Source organism: Thalassospira lucentensis, assembly GCF_011806425.1.
Taxonomy (GTDB): Bacteria; Pseudomonadota; Alphaproteobacteria; order Rhodospirillales; family Thalassospiraceae; genus Thalassospira; species Thalassospira lucentensis_B.
Genome location: NZ_JAATOV010000003.1, coordinates 104999 through 123597, shown reverse-complemented (window position 1 = coordinate 123597; position 18599 = coordinate 104999). Strand labels below are relative to the sequence as shown.

Here is an 18599-nt window from a genome sequence, read left to right as displayed (position 1 = left end):
ATTTCGGTGGTGACGCAAGGGGGCTATTTGATCATCAACTTGCGTTGGCGGCAAATGGATCATCAACAATCGGCCACAACGGACGTTTCACATGACGGTATCCATTGGTTTTGGGATCCGACGGATACGGACCATGCACATCCACATAGATGATTTCACCGGCAATTTTGGCAAATGAATCGTGGAAGTGATTGGTCGATTTAATGAACAGATATTTCTTCGCGGTCGGATCAATGCCCATATTCGAAAACAGGCTGGGATCGAAACTTTGCGATCTGTTGCTATTTAGGATCACTTCGCCCCCACCGGGCAGCTCAATCACCGCACAATCGCCAAGTGGCACGATGCTTTCGCCAAAATACTGCCACGCATTGCGTTCGAGTTTTTTGACTTTGACCTCGGCATCAACCGGCGCCCCGGCATGGGCACCGGTTTTACCGCCAAAACGAAGTGGCAATGTCGCCCCCTCGCCGGCGGAGAAACATGTGCGAACCGCCATCGGGTCCCACAGGGTTCCCACGGCAAAATCACGAAGGCCCCGTTCCATCACAGCGCGCAGCAAAATCGTGCTGTCGCCCGGCACCCCGCCGCCCGGATTGTCCCAAACATCGGCCAGAACAATCGGCGCTGCATCAGATGCCGTCGCCTGATCAAGGGCAATGTCTGGTGTCACAAAACTCGGGCGGGTGGCCCCACGAAACCCAAACAGCTCGACCCCCAGGTCTTTTGCAAGCTGCGTGGCTTCCGCAGGGTTATTGTTGGTGGTGACAATCACCTTGGCCCCAAGGTCAGGCACGTCACCAGCCATAAATCCATGAATGAATGAAACCGACAGAATATCGCCTGTCCCCTCCATATCCTTGGCCCGGTCGATAAACGACCGCATCGGTTCACGTGATGTCGGCAACACCTCGATCATGCGGCAATCAAATACCGCCTTGGTCGGGTTGATTTCGCCGCGCAGGGTTTTCAACACAAGATCAACAACCGCACGCCCGGTTTCGACAAAATCGGTATGGGGGAATTCCTTGAACGCAACAATGATGTCCGAATTATTGATCCGCAAATCGGTCAAATGGCTGTGCGGGTCAAAACTGGTACCAATCACAACGTCCGGGCCAACCATGTCACGCACACGCGAAATCAAATCGCCTTCGCAATCAAGGTAATCTTGCGCCACCATGGCCCCATGAAGGCCAAGGATCACCGCATCAACCGGCATGGCCGCGCGCAATTGCCCAAGAACTTCGTCGCGCAAATCTTCATAGGTTTGGCGATTAACCAAGCCACCTGGTTCTGCCCATGTGGCGGTCCCTTCGATCAAATCCCAGCCTTCTTTGGCGGCACGAAGGCGCGCCTCGGTGAAAACGGCACTGCACAGGGTCGGTGTGACCGGGTGCTGACCCGGTGGGGCATAAAAGCTTTCTTTAAAATCTGAAAAATCAGTTCGAAGGGGGGAAAATGTATTTGTCTCGGTTGCAATCGAGGCGCAAAAAATCCGCATGGCCCGTGCCTTTGTTATTGGTCTTTTGATCGTGGCTTCATAAATGCCGAAGGGACGCGAACCGCCCCTTCGGCACCAAAATGGATTAGTCTTCCATGTAACGGCGTGCGTTGGCTTTCTCGACCTCGGCTTTGAACAGGTCAAGCAAAGCAACACCTTCGTCGCCAAGGCTTTCCTGAACGTGTTTGACCACGACCGGCTGGGTCGCTGCTTTGAACTTTTCACGGTCTTCAGCCGACAATGCGGTGATTTCCATTTTGTCCTTAAGACCAGCCAAACCACGATCGGATGCTTCGATCACGCGTGAAACACCGCGGCTGGCAACAACGCAAGACTGCGCTGCATAACGCACGATTTTCTGCTGATCCGGGGTCAAGTCATCCCAGAATGATTTCGAAAGCATCATGGTGTAAGGCGAGAACAAGTGGTTGGTCAGGGTAAGATAGCCCTGCACTTCGTTGAACTTGGCAAATGTCACGGTCGGAACCGGGTTCATCTGACCATCGATCACACCCGTCTGAAGACCGGCATAAACTTCGCCCCACGCCATCGGATAAGCTTCTGCACCAAGCGCCTGCATGATTTTCTGATGGGACGGCAGCGACATGGTGCGCACGCGAATACCATCGAAATCTTCAAGCTTGGCAATCGGATGTTTGGAGTTGGTCACCGCAAAGAACCCGCCGGTATCGGGGAAACCAAGAACCTTAACATCGCCAAGGGTTGCTTCGATGTCTTGCGCCAGTTTTTCACCAAACGGACCATCAAACACGTCATAGGTCGATGCGTTGCTGTCAAAAGCAAACGCAAGGTTCAAAACGTCAATGCGCGGGTAATAAGATGCCAGCGCGCCGGTCGATGTCAGGGTCGCCTGAATGATATCATTACGCATCATCTGAACATGTTCAGCGGCGGAACCAAGCTGGTTAGACGGATAAATTTCGACTTCAATTTCGCCATTGGTGTCGGCTTCGACGATGTTGGCAAAAACAGCCGTGCAGGCATGGGCCGGGTTCTCGAACGGATCGGCCTTGTTGTCATGCGCGAATTTCAAAACTTTCGCATCGGCAAATGCCATTGATGTGCTGCCCATCAGCATCGCGGTTGCCAGGGCTGCTGCGCCAAAACGTTTTACGGCTTTCATGATAGTGCCTCTCCTTGATTAACGACTTTATGATTGTCCGATTGTTGGTTTATGTGCCCCCGATCCGGACCCGATCGGGGGCTATTTCAAACCCTTCGGCCTAGCGGAACCCAAGCAATCGCGGTATGGCGAGTGCAAGGTCACCCCAAAAGGCAAACAGGAACAACACACCCAATTCGGCCAACAGAAACGGCCAAAGCTGGGCTGCAATTTTTTCAAGTTTTTCCCCGGTCACCGATGACAGCACAAATAGACAGGCCCCAACGGGCGGCGTCATCAGCGAGATATTAAGTGCCAGAACAAAGATGATCCCCGCATGGATCGGATCCATACCGATCTGCAACGTCAGCGGCACAAGAACCGGGGCAAGAATGATCAGGATCGCGTTGATATCCATCACCATGCCGATCATCAACAGCATGCCGACGATCATAAAGATGATGATGTATCGGTTATCCGAAACGCCCAGAACCATATTGGCGATTTCTTGCGGGATGCGGTTAAAGCTCAGCCACCAGCCAAGGATCGATGCAAAGGCAATAATGACGAAAATCACCCCCGTCACCCGCGCCGTTCTGATCAACATTTTAAAGAAATCGTTGAATGTCAGGGCGCGATAGACGAACACACCGATAAACAGGGCATAGGCAACCGCAACCGATGCGGCCTCGGTCGGGGTGACAATCCCGCCCAAAATACCGCCCAAAATAATCAACGGCATGATCAGGGCTGTAATCGACGATTTGAAAATCTTCCAGATTTCCAACAAGGACGCGCGACGTTCATTTTTCGGCAGGTTCTTGGACCGTGCGGTCACCGCAATCACGGTCATGCAAATCAGGCAGATCATAAGACCGGGCAAAATACCCGCTGCAAACAGCCCGCCAATCGAAACCCCCATCAGCGATCCATACACAACCATCAAACCCGATGGCGGAATGGTCGGACCAATGATCGATCCGGCGGCCGTCACCGCACAGGCATAATCACGACGATACCCGCGCTCAACCATGGCTGGCACAAGGGTCTTGCCAAAGGCCGCCGCATCCGCGGTCGCAGCCCCGGTCAAACCGGCAAAGAACACCGATGCCAACATGTTGGTATGCGCAAGGCCACCACGTAAATGCCCGACAAGTGCTTGGGCAAACTTCACCAACCGGCTGGTAATGCCGATGTGGTTCATGATTTCACCCGCCAGAATAAAGAACGGCATTGCAAGGAACGGAAACACGTTCAAACCGTTAAAGACCTTGCTTGGACCCTGGGATAAAAACATCCCCCCGCCCATGTCAAACAGGCCAACAACCCCTGCAACACCAAGGGCAAAGCCAATCGGCATCCCCAAAACCATCAGAACGACAAAGATAATGGCGACGATCATTCCGCGCCCTCCGTAAGATCAATCGGAACGAAACGACCCTGATCGCGCAAGGCAACAAGAAGAAGCTGTATCGCGGCCAACAAGGATGCGACGGGCACAGCCGCATAAGGCAACGCCAAGGACATGCCAAAAATCATTGCCTGTCGGCTCATGCCGCCCATGGCAAAATCAAATCCGTAAATTGCCAGATACAGGAATGCCAAAAGCGCAATCAGATCGACCAGAAACAGTACAGTTCGCTGCAACCGGATCGGCAAATTCAAAACGACCATGCCAATGCCGATATGTTCGCGCCGCGCAATCCCGGCCGAGATCGCCAGCAACGCTGACCAGATCATCAAATAGCGCGCCAATTCTTCGGGCCACGGCAATTGCCAATGAAAGATGTATCGATCAATAACGCCAAGCCAGACATCGAGAACCAAGGTCAACATCAGAACCGCGATAACGCGTTCGACGACCCAGTTCAAAGATCGGCTCATGGTTGCTGCAGTTGTTTCAACACGGCGTAATGCCATCTTCGCCAAACTCTCCGCTGATGAATATTTTATGTACTTTTTCTACATACTGAGTATCATTTTGTAGCTTGTCTACATATTTTTGACATCAAATACGCATTTTTTACCCTATTGACGTTGTAGTAGAGTTTAATTAGGTAGTTAAACTACATTTTAAACGGTCGTCGTTTTCAATCGGCCCCACCAGTCACAACAGGGAGATTATCCATGGCGATCAAACATTACGACAATGAACGCAGCGGCGCCGGTGGTCAGAAACTGCCATTTTCACCGGCTGTTCGAGCAGGCGACTACGTCTATATTTCAGGACAGGTTGCCATGAAAGAAAATGGTGAAATTGAATATGGCGGCATCGAAGACCAGCCCCGTCGCACCATGGAAAACGTCAAGGCCGCATTAGCACTTGCCGATTGCACGCTTGATGATGTGTTCAAGACGAATGTCTGGCTGGCCGACACCCGCGATTCTTGGACATTTAACCGCGTCTATGCCGAATACTTCCCGGGCGAGCGCCCTGCCCGTTCCACGGTACAGTCCCAGATGATGGTTGACGCCAAGATTGAAATTGAAGCTATCGCATATAAGCCTGAATAGTGATATTTTCCAATGGGGTGCAAATTTGCACCCCATTGAATTTAAACCCGATCGCCAGACCTTGGTCTTTTCACAGAACCGGATATCCCCATGCAACCGACCGCCGACATTATCAGCTTGTTGCGCAGCCAATCGGGCAAATTCCCGAACCGGGAACAACAGGTTGCCGATTATGTCAGCGACCATCTCGAAGCGGTAACCACCATTGCCCTTTCGGATCTTGCCAAAAACATTGGGGTTAGCGAACCAACCGTGATCCGGTTTTGCCGCACTTTGGGATGTGACGGGTTTCGTGATTTCAAGATGCGTCTGGCGCAAAACCTTGCAGTCAGTATCCAATACCTGACCCCGGACGACATTTCGGACGACACGACCGCTGCCGACGTTTTATCCAACCACGTTCTGGGCGTGATCATTGATAACCTGCGTCTCTTGCGCGATCAGATTTCGTCTGACCAGATTGACCAAGCCGCCGATATTTTGGCCAAGGCCCGCCAAATTGCGTTCTTTGGTGTGGGCGGCGGTTCGACCACGGTGGCCTTTGATGCCGCCAACCGATTTTTCCGCCTTGGCATTCCAGCACAATCGCAAAGTGATGGATATCTGCAACGCATGTTGTCCTCGACCCTTGGTCCGGACGATGTGGTGTTTGCCATTTCCACCAGCGGCCGCCCGACCGAACTGATCCATTCCGCTGCCATTGCACGCCAATACGGAGCGAAAGTCATTTCGCTGACACACCCCGATAGCCCGCTTGCCGCCGAAAGTGATCTGGTCGTGGCGATTGATATGCCTGAAAACCCCGATATCTATAAACCGACGGCCACGCGCCATGCTTTTCTGGCAACGATTGATGTGATCGCCACCGCTGTTGCGCGCCGCATGCCCAATCAGGCCAAAGAAAAATTGCGCCGCATCCGGTCTTCCCTGCTGACCATCAATCCCCCAACGGGCCGCCAGCCGATTGGCGACTGATCGCGCCATATCATCCCACCTTGGCCGCACCCAGAACAACACCCTGCATCACGCCCAAAATCACGTCTTAAATCAAAGGTCCCCACATGCCCCATATTGCCTTTATCGGTGAATGCATGATCGAACTGTCGGGATCAAAACCCGATGCGATTTTTGGCTCTGCACAACTTGGCTTTGCCGGGGATACGTTAAATGCAGCGACCTATATGGCGCGCACATCCCAGCTGCTTGATCAACAAACCACAAATGCCAGCAAGGATGCCAACGCGAACACGGCATCCTACATCACCGCACTTGGCACAGATGCCTATAGCGACGCGATGCTAAATGCCTGGCAACAAGACGGCATTGCAACCGACCTTGTCCGCCAGATTGACGGGGCATTGCCCGGCCTTTATGCCATCCAAACCGATGCGGCGGGGGAACGCAGCTTTTCCTATTGGCGCGCCAATGCCGCCGCCAAGCAGATGCTCTCTGATGGTCATGATGACAAAATCAGAAACGCCTTTGGCCAGATGGATGGCATCTATCTGTCGGGAATTACGTTGGCGATCCTGTCGGATAAAGATCGTCAAAAAATGATCCAGCTGGCGCGTGATTTCGCCGATCAAGGTGGCAAAGTTTACTTTGATACCAATCACCGCCCGCGTCTTTGGGCCAATGACCAAACCGCAATTGCCGCCTATGATGCAATCGCCCCGCTATGCCATACGATGCTTCCGACTTTTGATGATGACGCGGCCCTGTTTGGCGATGCTTCACCGCACGACACAGCCAAACGCTGGCTTGATGCTGGCGCATCGGAAGTCATTGTAAAATCGGGTGGCGATCCAACGACCTTTGCCAGCCAAAAGGGCGACATCGGCACCATTGCGCCCCCGGTGATAACCGACATTGTCGATACGACATCGGCGGGCGATTCATTTAATGGCGCCTTCCTGGGGGCCAAGGCACATGGCAAGACGACACAACAGGCCATTGAAATTGCCCAAAAAGTTGCCGGTCGGGTGATTTGCCGTCACGGCGCCTTGGTCGACATCAGCGACCTGACCTTCGCCTAGCGTCGCGCGCCCCGCGCCCAAAAAACCATTCCTTGGAAACCAACTCGATCTCCAAGGAATGGGCTAGCTTTCCTCATCAATCACCTGACGCAGCACGCGTGCCTTAGTAATCCAGCCGATACTGAATGCCGGCCTTGCTGTCGATCTCGGTGGTTTCGCTGGTCACGCTGATATTCGGGGTCAATTCAATTTCGACCTCAACCCCGCTTGACCCCGGCGTGGAACCGGCCTTGGTGCCAACATAAACCCCATCGGTCAGATATTTACCCAGCTTCACTTCGGGGCCGTCTTCGCCACCCCCGACCTGCAAAACATCCGCCCCGATAAACCGGCGCACACTGCCGACCACATCAAGCCCACCACCGTCGCCCGACAGTTCGCTCAGCGCACTGGCAAGCTGCACGGCCTCAATCGCGCTCAGGCTGCCTTGCGATTTACCAAACAGAACCTGCGACAAAATTTCGTCCTCTGGCAAGGACGGGTTAGACGTCAAAACCAGTTCGGGATCACTCGAAGGACCACGGAAACCAGCCGTCACCTCAAGCTCAGACGTCGAATAGACACCCTTGATATCAAGTAACGGATCGGGGGGCGATCCGCCCGAAAACGTAATGTTGGAATCTTTCACGACAAAGGTTTTGCCAATGATATCAAGCTGCCCGCGCAGGGCTGAAAGCTTGCCGACAATACGTGGATCATCGGTGGTGCCCGAAATATCAAGGTTGCCACCCCACTCGGAATCAAGCCCCTTGCCGCGCACGAACAGACGCCCCGGAATATTCACCGTCACGTCCAGATTGCCAACAAACCCGCCTTGTTCCTCGGCTTCTTCTTTGGCTTCTTGTGTTTCGCCGGCGTCGGGCAAGTTCACAACATCAAGGGTCGGAACCGATTCCGGCAACGCCAAGCTGATATCGACTTCGCCGCGCTGAAGGGTGACGGTACTTTTGATGTCTGCTTTTTCTTCGCTGCCGGTGACAGATGTATCGACATCGGCCCACATTTGCAGCTCATCCTTACGCGTCAGCGCCATATTCACCAGCTTCAACGCGACATCATATTTCACCATCGACCCTTGGTTTAAGGCCAAATCCACCGAACCATCAAGCGTGCCCGACCCGCCATCATTTGCCGTGATCGACGGGATCGAAAGCCCATCCTGATCAAACGTCCCATCAAGGGTGATGGCATCGATAATCGTGCCATATTCAAGGTTTTCATACCGCGCATCGGCAAGCGCGATATTGCCCTGCCACGCGATATCATCCAAACGCCCCGATACATCCAGCGCCATTTTGATATTGCCCGAAAGGGAATGATCAGGGGCCGGGACATAGGGCCAGAACTCAGCAATTTCACCATCCAGGCGCACCGACCCATCAACCGGGGCTGACATATTCGGGCTAAATTCCTGTTTCAGGACCGAAATCGCCAGCGGCATTGTCCCATTGGCCGTCAATATCTGGGCATTATCATTGCCCAAAAATGCCTTACCGGCCAACTCGCCCTCGTTCAGGCGCACATCCAAATCCATCTTAAGCGGCTTAATACCCCGGGCGGCCTTGGCCGTAATCCCGGTGATTTCACCCTTGATTGATGCACTTGGTTGCTGGCCGGGTTTTTCATCCAATTTCGCCGAAAGGGTCGCAGTCCCATCCAGGCCATCAAACCCGGCAATGGCACCCCACGGGCCAAGCTTAAGCGCATCAAGGGTGACATCGGCTGAAATCAGCTTCTTTGCCTTATGATCCAGCACCGCAGTTAAATGCCCACTGCCCACATTCAGGTCCGCGTCAAGCTGCTGCCCGCCGTCGCTTTTCTGAACAAAAGTAAGCGGCTTACGCAGGCTGATCACCTGATCGGCAATGTTTGCATTAAACGTGCTGGCATCTACCCGAATATCATCGCCAAGTGCAATGCGCGTATCGGCTTCAAGGCTGATCGGCACATTGGCCTGCCACGTCCCGTCGGTGTCCAGCGACAAATCAAGCGCATCCAAACCGCCGTTTAGCTTCGCCGTAATCGTCTTGATCGCAACGTCACTGGCAAAAATATCCTTGCCATTCAGCGTCGCATCGATCTTTGGCGTATCAAATGCGTTGCGCACGGTCCCGCTAAGATCAATATCTTCAAGCCGGATCGCGTCTTCGCCCGCTTGCGCATCCATACGCAGGCCCTTGGCGGTCGCGTTAATCGTAACCGTTTGCGTGCCGCTTTCGGGCTTAAACCCGATATCCGCACTCATTTCGCCATTGGCAAACGGCACCCCAAACTCCGACAGCGCCACTGCCGAAAGCTTTGATAGCTTTAACTCACCGCGCATCGGCACACTATAATCTGGCAGGGTAATTCCCCCGCGCAGGTCAATCTGCCCGCCGCGCAGTGAAATCGCCTCAACCCGAAGGGCGTCACTTGGCAACACCACATTCGCCGCAAGGTCATAGGTATTTTTGCCGCGCGCAAACTTAACTTTGTTGTTCAAGGACAACACCGATTGCGGCGACCATTGCATCTTGCTGGTAAGTTTCACATCCCGAAGAACCTGCCCCGCGGCATCAACCTTTGCCGTAGTCAGGTTGATCACCCCTGCCGGGGCCGCTGTCGGGCCATCAAGATCAATGGCAAGCGTGGCCGGTGCAATTTCAACACCAATACCGGGCGGCACAGTGCCCGGCGCCACATCAAGATTTGCATCAATCGCCATCTGCGCAAATGTATCGGTCAGGTTCACCTTGGCCGTCCCGCCAATCATCGCGGTTTCAACCTGATCAAGGTCGACCAGCATATCCAATGCCGGGCTGATCGTGACCGCGCCCGAAATAACCGGTGACGGGCCGACAATCCGATCCAGATCCGAAATGCCAAATCCGGCTTTGTTTGCGGTAACGGCAACATCAAATTGACCGCCCTTGTCGGCTGACCATGCCCCATCCGAAAGCGTGATTTCACCCTGCCCGGATAAATCCATCCCCGAAATCGGCGCAAATACCGAAAGGTCTGCGGCATCAACCGTCAAATTGGCATCAGAAACCGCCATGGCATCATCAAGTTCCGCCTGCCCCTTTACCGAAACACCCGGCATTTTGACCGCCAACTGATCGATAAGGATTTTGGAAAAGTCCGATGCAATCGTGGCATCAATCGTGGCTTCCGGGGATGATCCGATAATCGCGCCAAGGCCTTCATCCTGCCATTTGGCACCTTCGGTCATGACGGCAAGTTTCGCGGCTAAATCCCCGTCAAAACTCGATTTTCCTTCAACATTGGCGGTCGCGGTTACTCGATCAATCGTTGAAACCGGTGTGGTGATATTTTGCCCGTTTAGTTTGACCACCAACGTCGGCAGGGCCAAATCACCATCGGCTGACACATCAAGGTTAAGCCCATCCCAGCCCACCTGATCGTCCATCAGGGATGACAGGGCCGGATCAACATGGGCCGCGATTTGTGCCTTAACCTGCTCATCGGCCAAATCAATATCCGCCGTGCCTGACACATCCAATGTGCCCGGCTGAACGACCGACAGCCGTTCAAATGAAAGCTGTTCTTCATCAAGATCAAACGCGCCGGTAACGCCAAGCGTGATGGCGCTACGCAATGGCTCTGGCAATTGGTCCGCAATCTTTTCAAGCGGGTCCAGATCGCCATCAAAGCCAAAATCAACGCGTTCTGATGACAGCTGCACACCAATATCGCCGTTCAGCGACGCATATCCGCGTGCAGCCACGTCAATCTTGCCCCGCCAATCATTGGCAGGCCCTTTCCCATTCAGCGAAACGGTAATATCGGCCGCACTTTCTGGATCAACCCCCGCCAGCGTCATGACAATGCCATTGCGATCAATTTCGCCGTCAATTTCGGCGCGCAGGCGCTGTTCGGGACCATCGAAATCCAGATCAACCGCCAACCGATCCGTCCCACCATCAAGCGGTTTTAGATCAAGCTTGGCCTTGCCCGAAAGGTCACTGCCCGCCGCCGCACTGGCCTGAAGACCGTATAAAAAGCTTTTGCCCGTGACCGGATCAACAACCGCAATTTCGTCAAACGCCACATCATCAATGGCAATTTCGATTGGCAGTGAAAAACCGGAACTATCTTCGTCTTCGGGCGCATCGGGGGTGCTGGGTGCCGATCCGTCGGGCAAGATCACATGTGTCTGTGCGACCGAAAGCCGGTTGACCTTTAACTTCCCGCCAAACAACGCACTTGGCGACCAGTCAAACACAACATTGCCAAGGTCCAGATCAAACCCATCCACCGCACGCGACATCGACACATGATCAAGCTGCAAGCCCGTCCAAATGCTGCCCTCAACCCGGCCCAATTCAAACTGGCTGTCGGTTGCGCCCGATACGGTTTCGTTGATCATCGGCGTAATGGCGCGCAAAACCGGCCCGGTGCCAGCAATGCCAACACCGACCAGTACAAGCACAACGCCGCCACCAACCGCAATCGCACTTCGGCGCGCCCACTTATTCAGTTGGCGCTTCGAACCGTTTGGCTTGCCCTTACGGGGGGACTTGCGTGGCCTTGGGGATGTGGGATCAGACTTGGTCAAAACGCCTGCCCCAGACTGATATAGAACTGATAGTCGTCATCAACATTTTCACGTTTATCAAGCGGTACGGCGATATCAAAACGCAGCGGCCCCACGGCCGTGTAGTACCGGAAACCAAGCCCGGTCGCCCACAGCAATGAAATATCGCCGGGCTCACTGCGTTCATATACGTTGCCCCCTTCGATAAAGGGCACGATGCCGAAACTTTCGGTAATGCGGGCACGGAATTCAAACCCGACTTCCAAGACCGACCGCCCACCAAGTGGATCACCGTCCTCGGCCAGTGGCCCGACCTTTTGGTATTCATACCCACGGATCGATCCACCACCGCCGGAATAGAACCGTTTGTTTGATGGCAAATTGCCGCGCTCTTCACCAATGATCGTCCCGGTCCGCGCACGCGCCGCCATGACGTAATCACCGTCATCATCAATCGAAAGATATTGCGACCCGCTCAGCGATACAGACGTAAAGCTTGTGCTGGAATCATTCAGGCCGACATAGGGCGACACATTGATTTCAAAACGGTTGCCTTCTGTGGGATCAAGGGGATTATCCGTATTGTCGTGTTTTAAAATGCCGCGCAAACCGCCCAGATAAAACTGCTCGTTGGGGGAATCTGTCCCGGTCAGGTCGGAATATTCCGCCGTCACCCCAAAGGTGCCCGACCAGTTTTCACCAAGTTTGCGTTCAACCCCGACAAAGTTATCGAACAATGTCCCCTGATAGGCATCCGTATCATGGTTTTTGGCGTTACTTTCCGCGACAAGCGCCTGACGCCGACGCAAAAATTGCGGCTTACGGAACTCGGCAGTTAACCCCTGCTCAAGGCCCGATGCCTCAATGCCAAGGCGCAGTTTCTCGCCCCGCCCAAACAGGTTGCGGTGTTCCCAAAACGCATTCGCACCCGGACCATCGGCGGTCGAAAAGTTCACCCCGCCCCCGACAGAACGATGCTTGCGCTCGACCACGGTGATTTCGATGGGCACTTCACCGGTTTCACCAACCGGTCCAACTGGCTTTACCACCACACTGTCAAACAGGTTCGATTTTGCCAAATCCTGACGCGTGGTTCTGATTTCATCGGGATTGAATTTTTGCCCCGGGCCCCAGCTGCGATATCCGGCAATAAAATCAGGGTCGACTTCCTCGGCCCCTTTTACCTCGACCGCGCCAAAATTGGCCTGTGCGCCAGCATCAAATGCATATGTCACCGACAGGGTCTTTTCGGCCGTATTGGCAACCACCCTGCGATCCCCGGCCTTGGCCAACGGATAACCATCTTGGCGCAGCACATCCACACCAAATTGTTCGGCCAAAATGATCGGGTTTGCACGCGCACGCTGCCCGATTTCCAAATGAATTTGTTCAAGCTCCGCATCCGTTGCCGCGCGCTCGACCACCTTATCAGTATAGGTGGTTTTAAACGTCACCCCATCAAGCAAATACGGCGTTCCCGGATCAACATGATAGGTCAGGACAACCGGTTTGGGGGCATCTGATCCCGCCACGGTATCGCTATTTTCCTGATCACCGTCCGCGGCATCCGTATCGGAATTGCCAGTGTCGGTGTTGGACTTGGTATCTGCATCGCTATCGGCGTCATTATCGGTATCGCTACCGTCATCAGACACTTGTGCGGTTCCGGAAGCCTCTTTTTCTTCGATATCAAAGGTGATTTCGGCGTCATAAAACCCGTTTGACCGCAACACCGCCTGAAACCGTTCAAGATCATCTTCGGCACGGCGTTGCAGGCCTGCGCGTGATCCGGGCGGTTGGGATTGCAACCTGCGTGCGGTGCTTGTTTCGTTCAGGCTTTCGATCAGTTTTTCTTCATGCGGATCAATCCCGGTCAGTTCCACACTATAGGGAACCGTGGTGCGCAAATCATTATGCTGTACCGCGCCATCGGAACCAAACCCAAAGCCCGATATGCCGTCATCTGACGAACAGCCCGCAAGCAACGTGCCCGCCATCAAAAGCGGGATGAATGCTGCGCGTCGGCGATTACACCGGAAGTTGCGGAACATGTAGTCGGTCAAAAAACGTGGTATCCTTTTGCTGCGGCCCAACCGGCTTTTCGCGCGGTTTTATGGTGATCGATTTTCGATCTGTTATGTTCAATCTTATATGGTCATATCGCAGTTTGGTATTTGTGCAATTTTTAAATCAGATATCTGAAAACACCCTGCTTTAAACGACTGTACAGGTAGAAGACCCTTCATGCCAAATCGCATGTAAAAATGGCATGGCTATGAACCGTAAACGCACTTGTCAGAAAAACATATTAAGCGTACCGCGGGTTGAGTACACTTCATAAGCTGCCCCCATTTGCAGGAGAACCACCACGTGGCTTCGACCCAGTCCAATGCCGTTATTCTTCGCAATGCCATGCCCGCCGATATCGATGGGCTTTGCGCGCTTGAAACAAACAATTTCACAAGTGATCGCATTTCGCGCGCATCCTTTTTGCGGTTTCTGCGCGGCAGCTCGGCCCGCCTTTTGGTCGCCGATGCCGGGGATAGCGATCATCCCAACGTGGTCGGCTATGGATTATTGTTGTTGCGCGAAAATACGGTAACGGCACGAATTTATTCTCTCGCAATTTCAAACGAATGGCGCGGCATTGGCCTTGGCACGCAACTTCTGGCCGGGTTGGAAAACTTTGCCATCGACGCCGGATGCCATCGCATCCGCCTTGAAGTCCGCATCGAAAATGATACGGCACGTGCATTATACGAACGCCACGGATACCAAAAAGTTTCCGACCTGCCCGGATATTATGAAGATGGGGGCGATGGCATCCGATTGCAGCATGATCTTTATGATGTGATTGCCGAAAAATCGCCTGCGGTTTCAACTGGCGCGCCGCTTATTTTGGTTGATCGATTGTCTGACCTGCCCTTTGCGGTATCGGGTGCGCGCGTCATGCGGGTGCGTGATTACCTTGCACTGGATCATGGGGTACGTAATCGGCGTGTGATTAACCTGTGCCGGTCTTACGAATATTTGTCGCGCGGCTATTATTGCAGCCTGCTGGCCGCCGCACGGGCCGAACGCGTCATCCCCGAGGCCGACGTCTTGCTCGATCTCAACTGGAAACGCCTGCAAAAGGCCGCCCGTCTTGATCTTAGCCCACAAATTGTCGACGCCCTGACAAAACCCGGCGATCAGCCAACCCACGTTGATATCTATTTTGGCCGCAGCCACGACAAACGGTTTCGTCACATCGCCCAACGGGTATTTGATCAGTTCCGCTGCCCGATCCTGCGCCTGCATCTGACCAACAAGGACGGCAAAGTATCCTTGCGCGAAATCGAAGCCCCGTCGCTAAGCCAGCTCGGCACCGAAAACATCACGGAGTTTGAAGCCGCCTTGCGGGCCTATTTGCGCGGCCGTGTCCGCAAACAGGGCAACGTCACCCAACCAACCGCCTTGGTCGCGATCTTGCACGATCCCGATGAAGTCATGCCACCGTCAGACAAAGACGCCCTTGCCCTTTTCGTTCAGGCCGCCGCCGACCTTGGCGCGCGTGCCGAACTGATCACGGCAAAGGATTTCCATCATCTTTCGGAATTTGATGCGCTGTTGATCCGCGAAACCACCGCCCTTGATCATCACACCTATCGCTTTGCCAAACGGGCGGTAAAGGAAGGCATTCCGGTGATTGACGACCCGGACTCGATGCTGCGTTGTACCAACAAGGTCTATCTGGCTGAATTGCTGCGCACCCACCGCATTCCGGCGCCCAAAAGTGCGATTTTTGATAAACGCCGCATTGGTGAAATCGGCGAACAATTTAGCTTCCCGTCGGTCCTTAAGGTACCTGACGGCTGCTTCTCACGCGGTGTGCGCAAGGTCAAATCACCGCAACATCTGTCCGAAGTCGCCACCGAGATGTTTAAAAACTCGGAATTGCTGGTCATTCAGGAATATGTCGAAACCACGTTTGATTGGCGCATTGGGGTTTTGGGCGGCGAAGCCATCTTTGCCAGCCGCTATTTCATGGCACCGGGCCACTGGCAGATCGTCAAACACGAAGATGACGGCAAAAGTTACGAAGAAGGCGGATTTGAAACCGTCGCCATCGAAGACGCCCCCGAAGACATCGTGACAACCGCCCTTGCCGCGGCACGATTGATGGGCGACGGGCTTTATGGTGTGGATATGAAACAAACCCCACAAGGCCCGATGGTGATCGAGGTGAATGACAACCCCAACATCGATGGCGGCGTCGAAGATGCCGTTCTGGGGATGGAGCTTTACCGGCGCATCATCGCCCACCTTCTGGGCAAGATCGCCCGCCCGTAAACGCGCAACAACCACATGAGATCAAAGGCCGGGGATCAACACCATGATCACCCGGCTTTTTTGCGCACAAAAACAGCCGCCTGCAATTTATCCCGGCCATAGCGCGCCATCAGATCAAACTCATGGCGCAGGATCGGAAAGGACAGGCAATCACTGCCCGTAAACGGATCATGGTCATCACCAATATCGGGGTCCGTAACATACACAAACCGGTCATCAAAGCCCGACACGACCACCCAATGGGGAATTTTATCGCCGTAAATGCGGTACTGACTGATCAAAACCAGCGCCATTTGCCCTTCGCGCATCCGGTTTTCAATATCCGCCACACCAAACGGCCCGACACTCACGGGAATACCGGCCTGTTCGATCTGCTGGGCAAAATCATAGTGCACCAGTTCGACCACTTCCCGGCTTTTGGGTTTGCGCACAGAATCAACAAACATCGGGCCGTCACGGCTGCGCAAAACCTCAACCGCGAAGCCCCGCCGATCTGCTGCCAAGGCCAAACCCAACGGCCCGCACCCGCCATGCCCGGACGTCATGAAAATCGTTGTGGCTTCGCGCCAAAGGGCGATCTCAAGGCTTCTGTCCATCTCAACCGATGGATCAAGCGCATTCATCGCCATCATCAACGACGCTGGCCCACAGGTAAATGGCAAAGTCTGGTGATAAAACTGGATCGGGGATGGCAACCGCATGGCATGGGGGACCAAAACCCGCTCCATGCGCAGCGCATCGGAATGATCGGGATAATAATCGGGATACAGCGCGAATTCTTGGTATCCCTTGCCATGAAACAGCGCGATGGCATCTTTGTTGCCCTGTGCGACTTCAAGACGCAAAATCGGTGCCCCAAAATCAAGGCTAAGGTCCTCGGCCTGTGCAACAAGCGCACGCCCAATGCCCATCCTTCGATGATCCGGTGCCACCGCCACCGAATATAGCCGTGCCAGCGCCACATTGCGCCGGAAAATCACCACCGCGTAGCCAACAACCACGCCGTGGATTTCGGCGACACACAGGCGCGCGGTTTCACTGCCGACAAAGCGTTTAAACGCCCGGCGGTTCAACCGATCAACGTCAAAGGAAACACTTTCGATCTGACACAGGGCATCAATATCCCGGTCATCTGCTAATCGAAATATCACGCCGCAATCATCAGCTTGGCCCAAATTCGCACCTTCACACCCTCAATGCCGCAACATCGCAGCATTCATAAAACGACGTCACGGCAAATGCCCCATGCAACCGCATGTCATCCCTTCATATCGTCACGAAACCCAAAAAAGCGATAGTGCATTTTCGGAAGGCGTGCCGCGCGTTTATGCGATGGCCAGAAGGCTCTTCGCGCATGACGCAACAGCACGGCGCGAGGACAAAGTTGCTAGTGGCAAGCTTCGGTGGCCAAGTGAGAGTGGCCGATGGTGCATGATGGTGGATGATGTGCGGTCGGCCGACGGTGGATGGTGCGTGATGGCTGGTGGCTGTTGGCTGATGCGGCCTGCGGGGCTAAGACGGGGCGTCTAAACGCCCCATCCCAAAAACGTCAACCGCGTGCAGCAATACGCGCCATCAAGGGCGACATATCATATCCGGCATCGGATGCTGATTTGATAATATCCTGAACCGGAAGGCTGCCCGAACTGGCCAAGGACCACAGGATCGTGCAACGCGTTCCACTGCGGCAATAGGCAAACACAGGCTTTTCCGCGGCCTTAAGATTGGCGGCAAACGCATCGGCGTCGGCATCGGAAACATTGCCACTGGCGACGGGTTGGAAAATCGCTTTCATGCCATTGCTTTCGGCCCTGGCGGCAATTTCCGCAAAGGATGGCTGACCCGGGTCTTCGTTATCGGGGCGATTGCAAATGATGGTTTTGAACCCTTCCTTGGCAACCTCGTCAATGGCCTCAATGGGCAATTGCGGCGATACGGTCAGCTCATCACTCAGTCGTTTCATGTTTGTCTTTCCGTTCTTCATGGCCATGGGACGCAAAACACCCGTCCCTTTATTGCGGTACCAATAACCGATGCCATTATCTGGCGGCGATGGCAACCGCCAGAAACGAAAACCAACAGAAAACAGAACGAAAACAGGGTCAAACACGATCAATTTTTAGGTTTGAACGTTTCCCCCCGCCCTGCCCGCACGACGCGCCAAACCAATCACGGGTCCAGCACATCACGACGGGGCAGATAACGACCATCATTAAGGACGGGCTTAGTTGGCTGTTTTGCTGCGCACCGAACAGGTCTGCACACCGAGCACACGATAAAGCGGGCAAAATCCAAATGCCGCTGTTAACAGCGCCACAAGACCCGCCGCCACCATCACCCAGCCATATGCACCAAATGCAACAATCCCGCTTTCTGGTGCCGCCATCACAAACGGCACGGCGATCAAAACCAGTCCGACAACCAGTCGAAGCACACGATCAAATCCACCAACATTTTTCATTTTTTGCATCCTGATTTCTTGGGTTAAAACATCCTATAATTATTACATCATGAAATAATGGTTTACATTGCGATTTGGCAATCTAGCATCAA

13 protein-coding genes are annotated in these 18599 nt (G+C 54.0%); 4 read left to right on the top strand and 9 right to left on the bottom strand.

The annotated features are described in order from the left end of the window. Positions 1 to 34 precede the first annotated feature (34 nt). From HCZ99_RS10525 to HCZ99_RS10510, 4 genes are all read right to left on the bottom strand, one after another. Positions 35 to 1504, bottom strand: a complete 1470-nt coding sequence (locus HCZ99_RS10525) for a M81 family metallopeptidase (protein WP_167446939.1) — start codon at positions 1502 to 1504, stop codon at positions 35 to 37. A gap of 85 nt (positions 1505 to 1589) precedes the next feature. Next, complete coding sequence (locus HCZ99_RS10520; protein WP_167446938.1) at positions 1590 to 2648, bottom strand: TRAP transporter substrate-binding protein; 1059 nt, start codon at positions 2646 to 2648, stop codon at positions 1590 to 1592. A 100-nt stretch (positions 2649 to 2748) separates the two neighbouring features. Further along, positions 2749 to 4029, bottom strand: a complete 1281-nt coding sequence (locus tag HCZ99_RS10515) for a TRAP transporter large permease (RefSeq protein ID WP_167446937.1) — start codon at positions 4027 to 4029, stop codon at positions 2749 to 2751. Further along, complete coding sequence (locus HCZ99_RS10510; protein WP_167446936.1) at positions 4026 to 4547, bottom strand: TRAP transporter small permease; 522 nt, start codon at positions 4545 to 4547, stop codon at positions 4026 to 4028. Before HCZ99_RS10510 ends, HCZ99_RS10515 begins: the two co-directional genes overlap by 4 nt. A 207-nt stretch (positions 4548 to 4754) precedes the next feature. Here HCZ99_RS10510 and HCZ99_RS10505 point away from each other — a divergent pair, with 207 nt between their 5' ends. From HCZ99_RS10505 to HCZ99_RS10495, 3 genes are all read left to right on the top strand, one after another. Next, entirely contained in the window at positions 4755 to 5141 is a 387-nt protein-coding gene (locus HCZ99_RS10505) for a RidA family protein (protein ID WP_167446935.1), read from the top strand. A gap of 90 nt (positions 5142 to 5231) precedes the next feature. Further along, a complete protein-coding gene (locus HCZ99_RS10500; protein ID WP_167446934.1) occupies positions 5232 to 6116 on the top strand; it encodes a MurR/RpiR family transcriptional regulator in 885 nt (294 codons plus the stop codon). 86 nt (positions 6117 to 6202) lie between these two features. Beyond that, on the top strand, positions 6203 to 7177 hold the full coding sequence (locus HCZ99_RS10495) for a sugar kinase (RefSeq protein WP_167446933.1): 975 nt from the start codon (positions 6203 to 6205) through the stop codon (positions 7175 to 7177). A 103-nt stretch (positions 7178 to 7280) separates the two neighbouring features. Here HCZ99_RS10495 and HCZ99_RS10490 read toward each other — a convergent pair whose 3' ends face one another. Together HCZ99_RS10490 and HCZ99_RS10485 are read right to left on the bottom strand one after the other, a co-directional pair. Next, a complete protein-coding gene (locus tag HCZ99_RS10490; protein WP_167446932.1) occupies positions 7281 to 11735 on the bottom strand; it encodes a translocation/assembly module TamB domain-containing protein in 4455 nt (1484 codons plus the stop codon). Beyond that, on the bottom strand, positions 11732 to 13777 hold the full coding sequence (locus HCZ99_RS10485) for an autotransporter assembly complex protein TamA (protein WP_254869570.1): 2046 nt from the start codon (positions 13775 to 13777) through the stop codon (positions 11732 to 11734). Before HCZ99_RS10485 ends, HCZ99_RS10490 begins: the two co-directional genes overlap by 4 nt. Before the next feature lie 307 nt (positions 13778 to 14084). Between HCZ99_RS10485 and HCZ99_RS10480 the strand changes: the two genes are divergently transcribed. Further along, entirely contained in the window at positions 14085 to 16046 is a 1962-nt protein-coding gene (locus tag HCZ99_RS10480) for a GNAT family N-acetyltransferase (protein WP_368484252.1), read from the top strand. A 47-nt stretch (positions 16047 to 16093) separates the two neighbouring features. Here HCZ99_RS10480 and HCZ99_RS10475 read toward each other — a convergent pair whose 3' ends face one another. The 3 genes from HCZ99_RS10475 to HCZ99_RS10465 form a co-directional block, all read right to left on the bottom strand. After that, positions 16094 to 17221, bottom strand: a complete 1128-nt coding sequence (locus tag HCZ99_RS10475; RefSeq protein WP_167446931.1) for a peptidase C39 family protein — start codon at positions 17219 to 17221, stop codon at positions 16094 to 16096. Between the two features lie 374 nt (positions 17222 to 17595). Continuing rightward, positions 17596 to 18009: a TIGR01244 family sulfur transferase gene (locus HCZ99_RS10470; protein WP_167446930.1), complete on the bottom strand. Its 414-nt coding sequence runs from the start codon at positions 18007 to 18009 to the stop codon at positions 17596 to 17598. 261 nt (positions 18010 to 18270) lie between these two features. Continuing rightward, positions 18271 to 18507, bottom strand: coding sequence for a YgaP family membrane protein (locus tag HCZ99_RS10465; protein WP_167446929.1), 237 nt, complete (start codon positions 18505 to 18507; stop codon positions 18271 to 18273). Positions 18508 to 18599 lie beyond the last annotated feature (92 nt).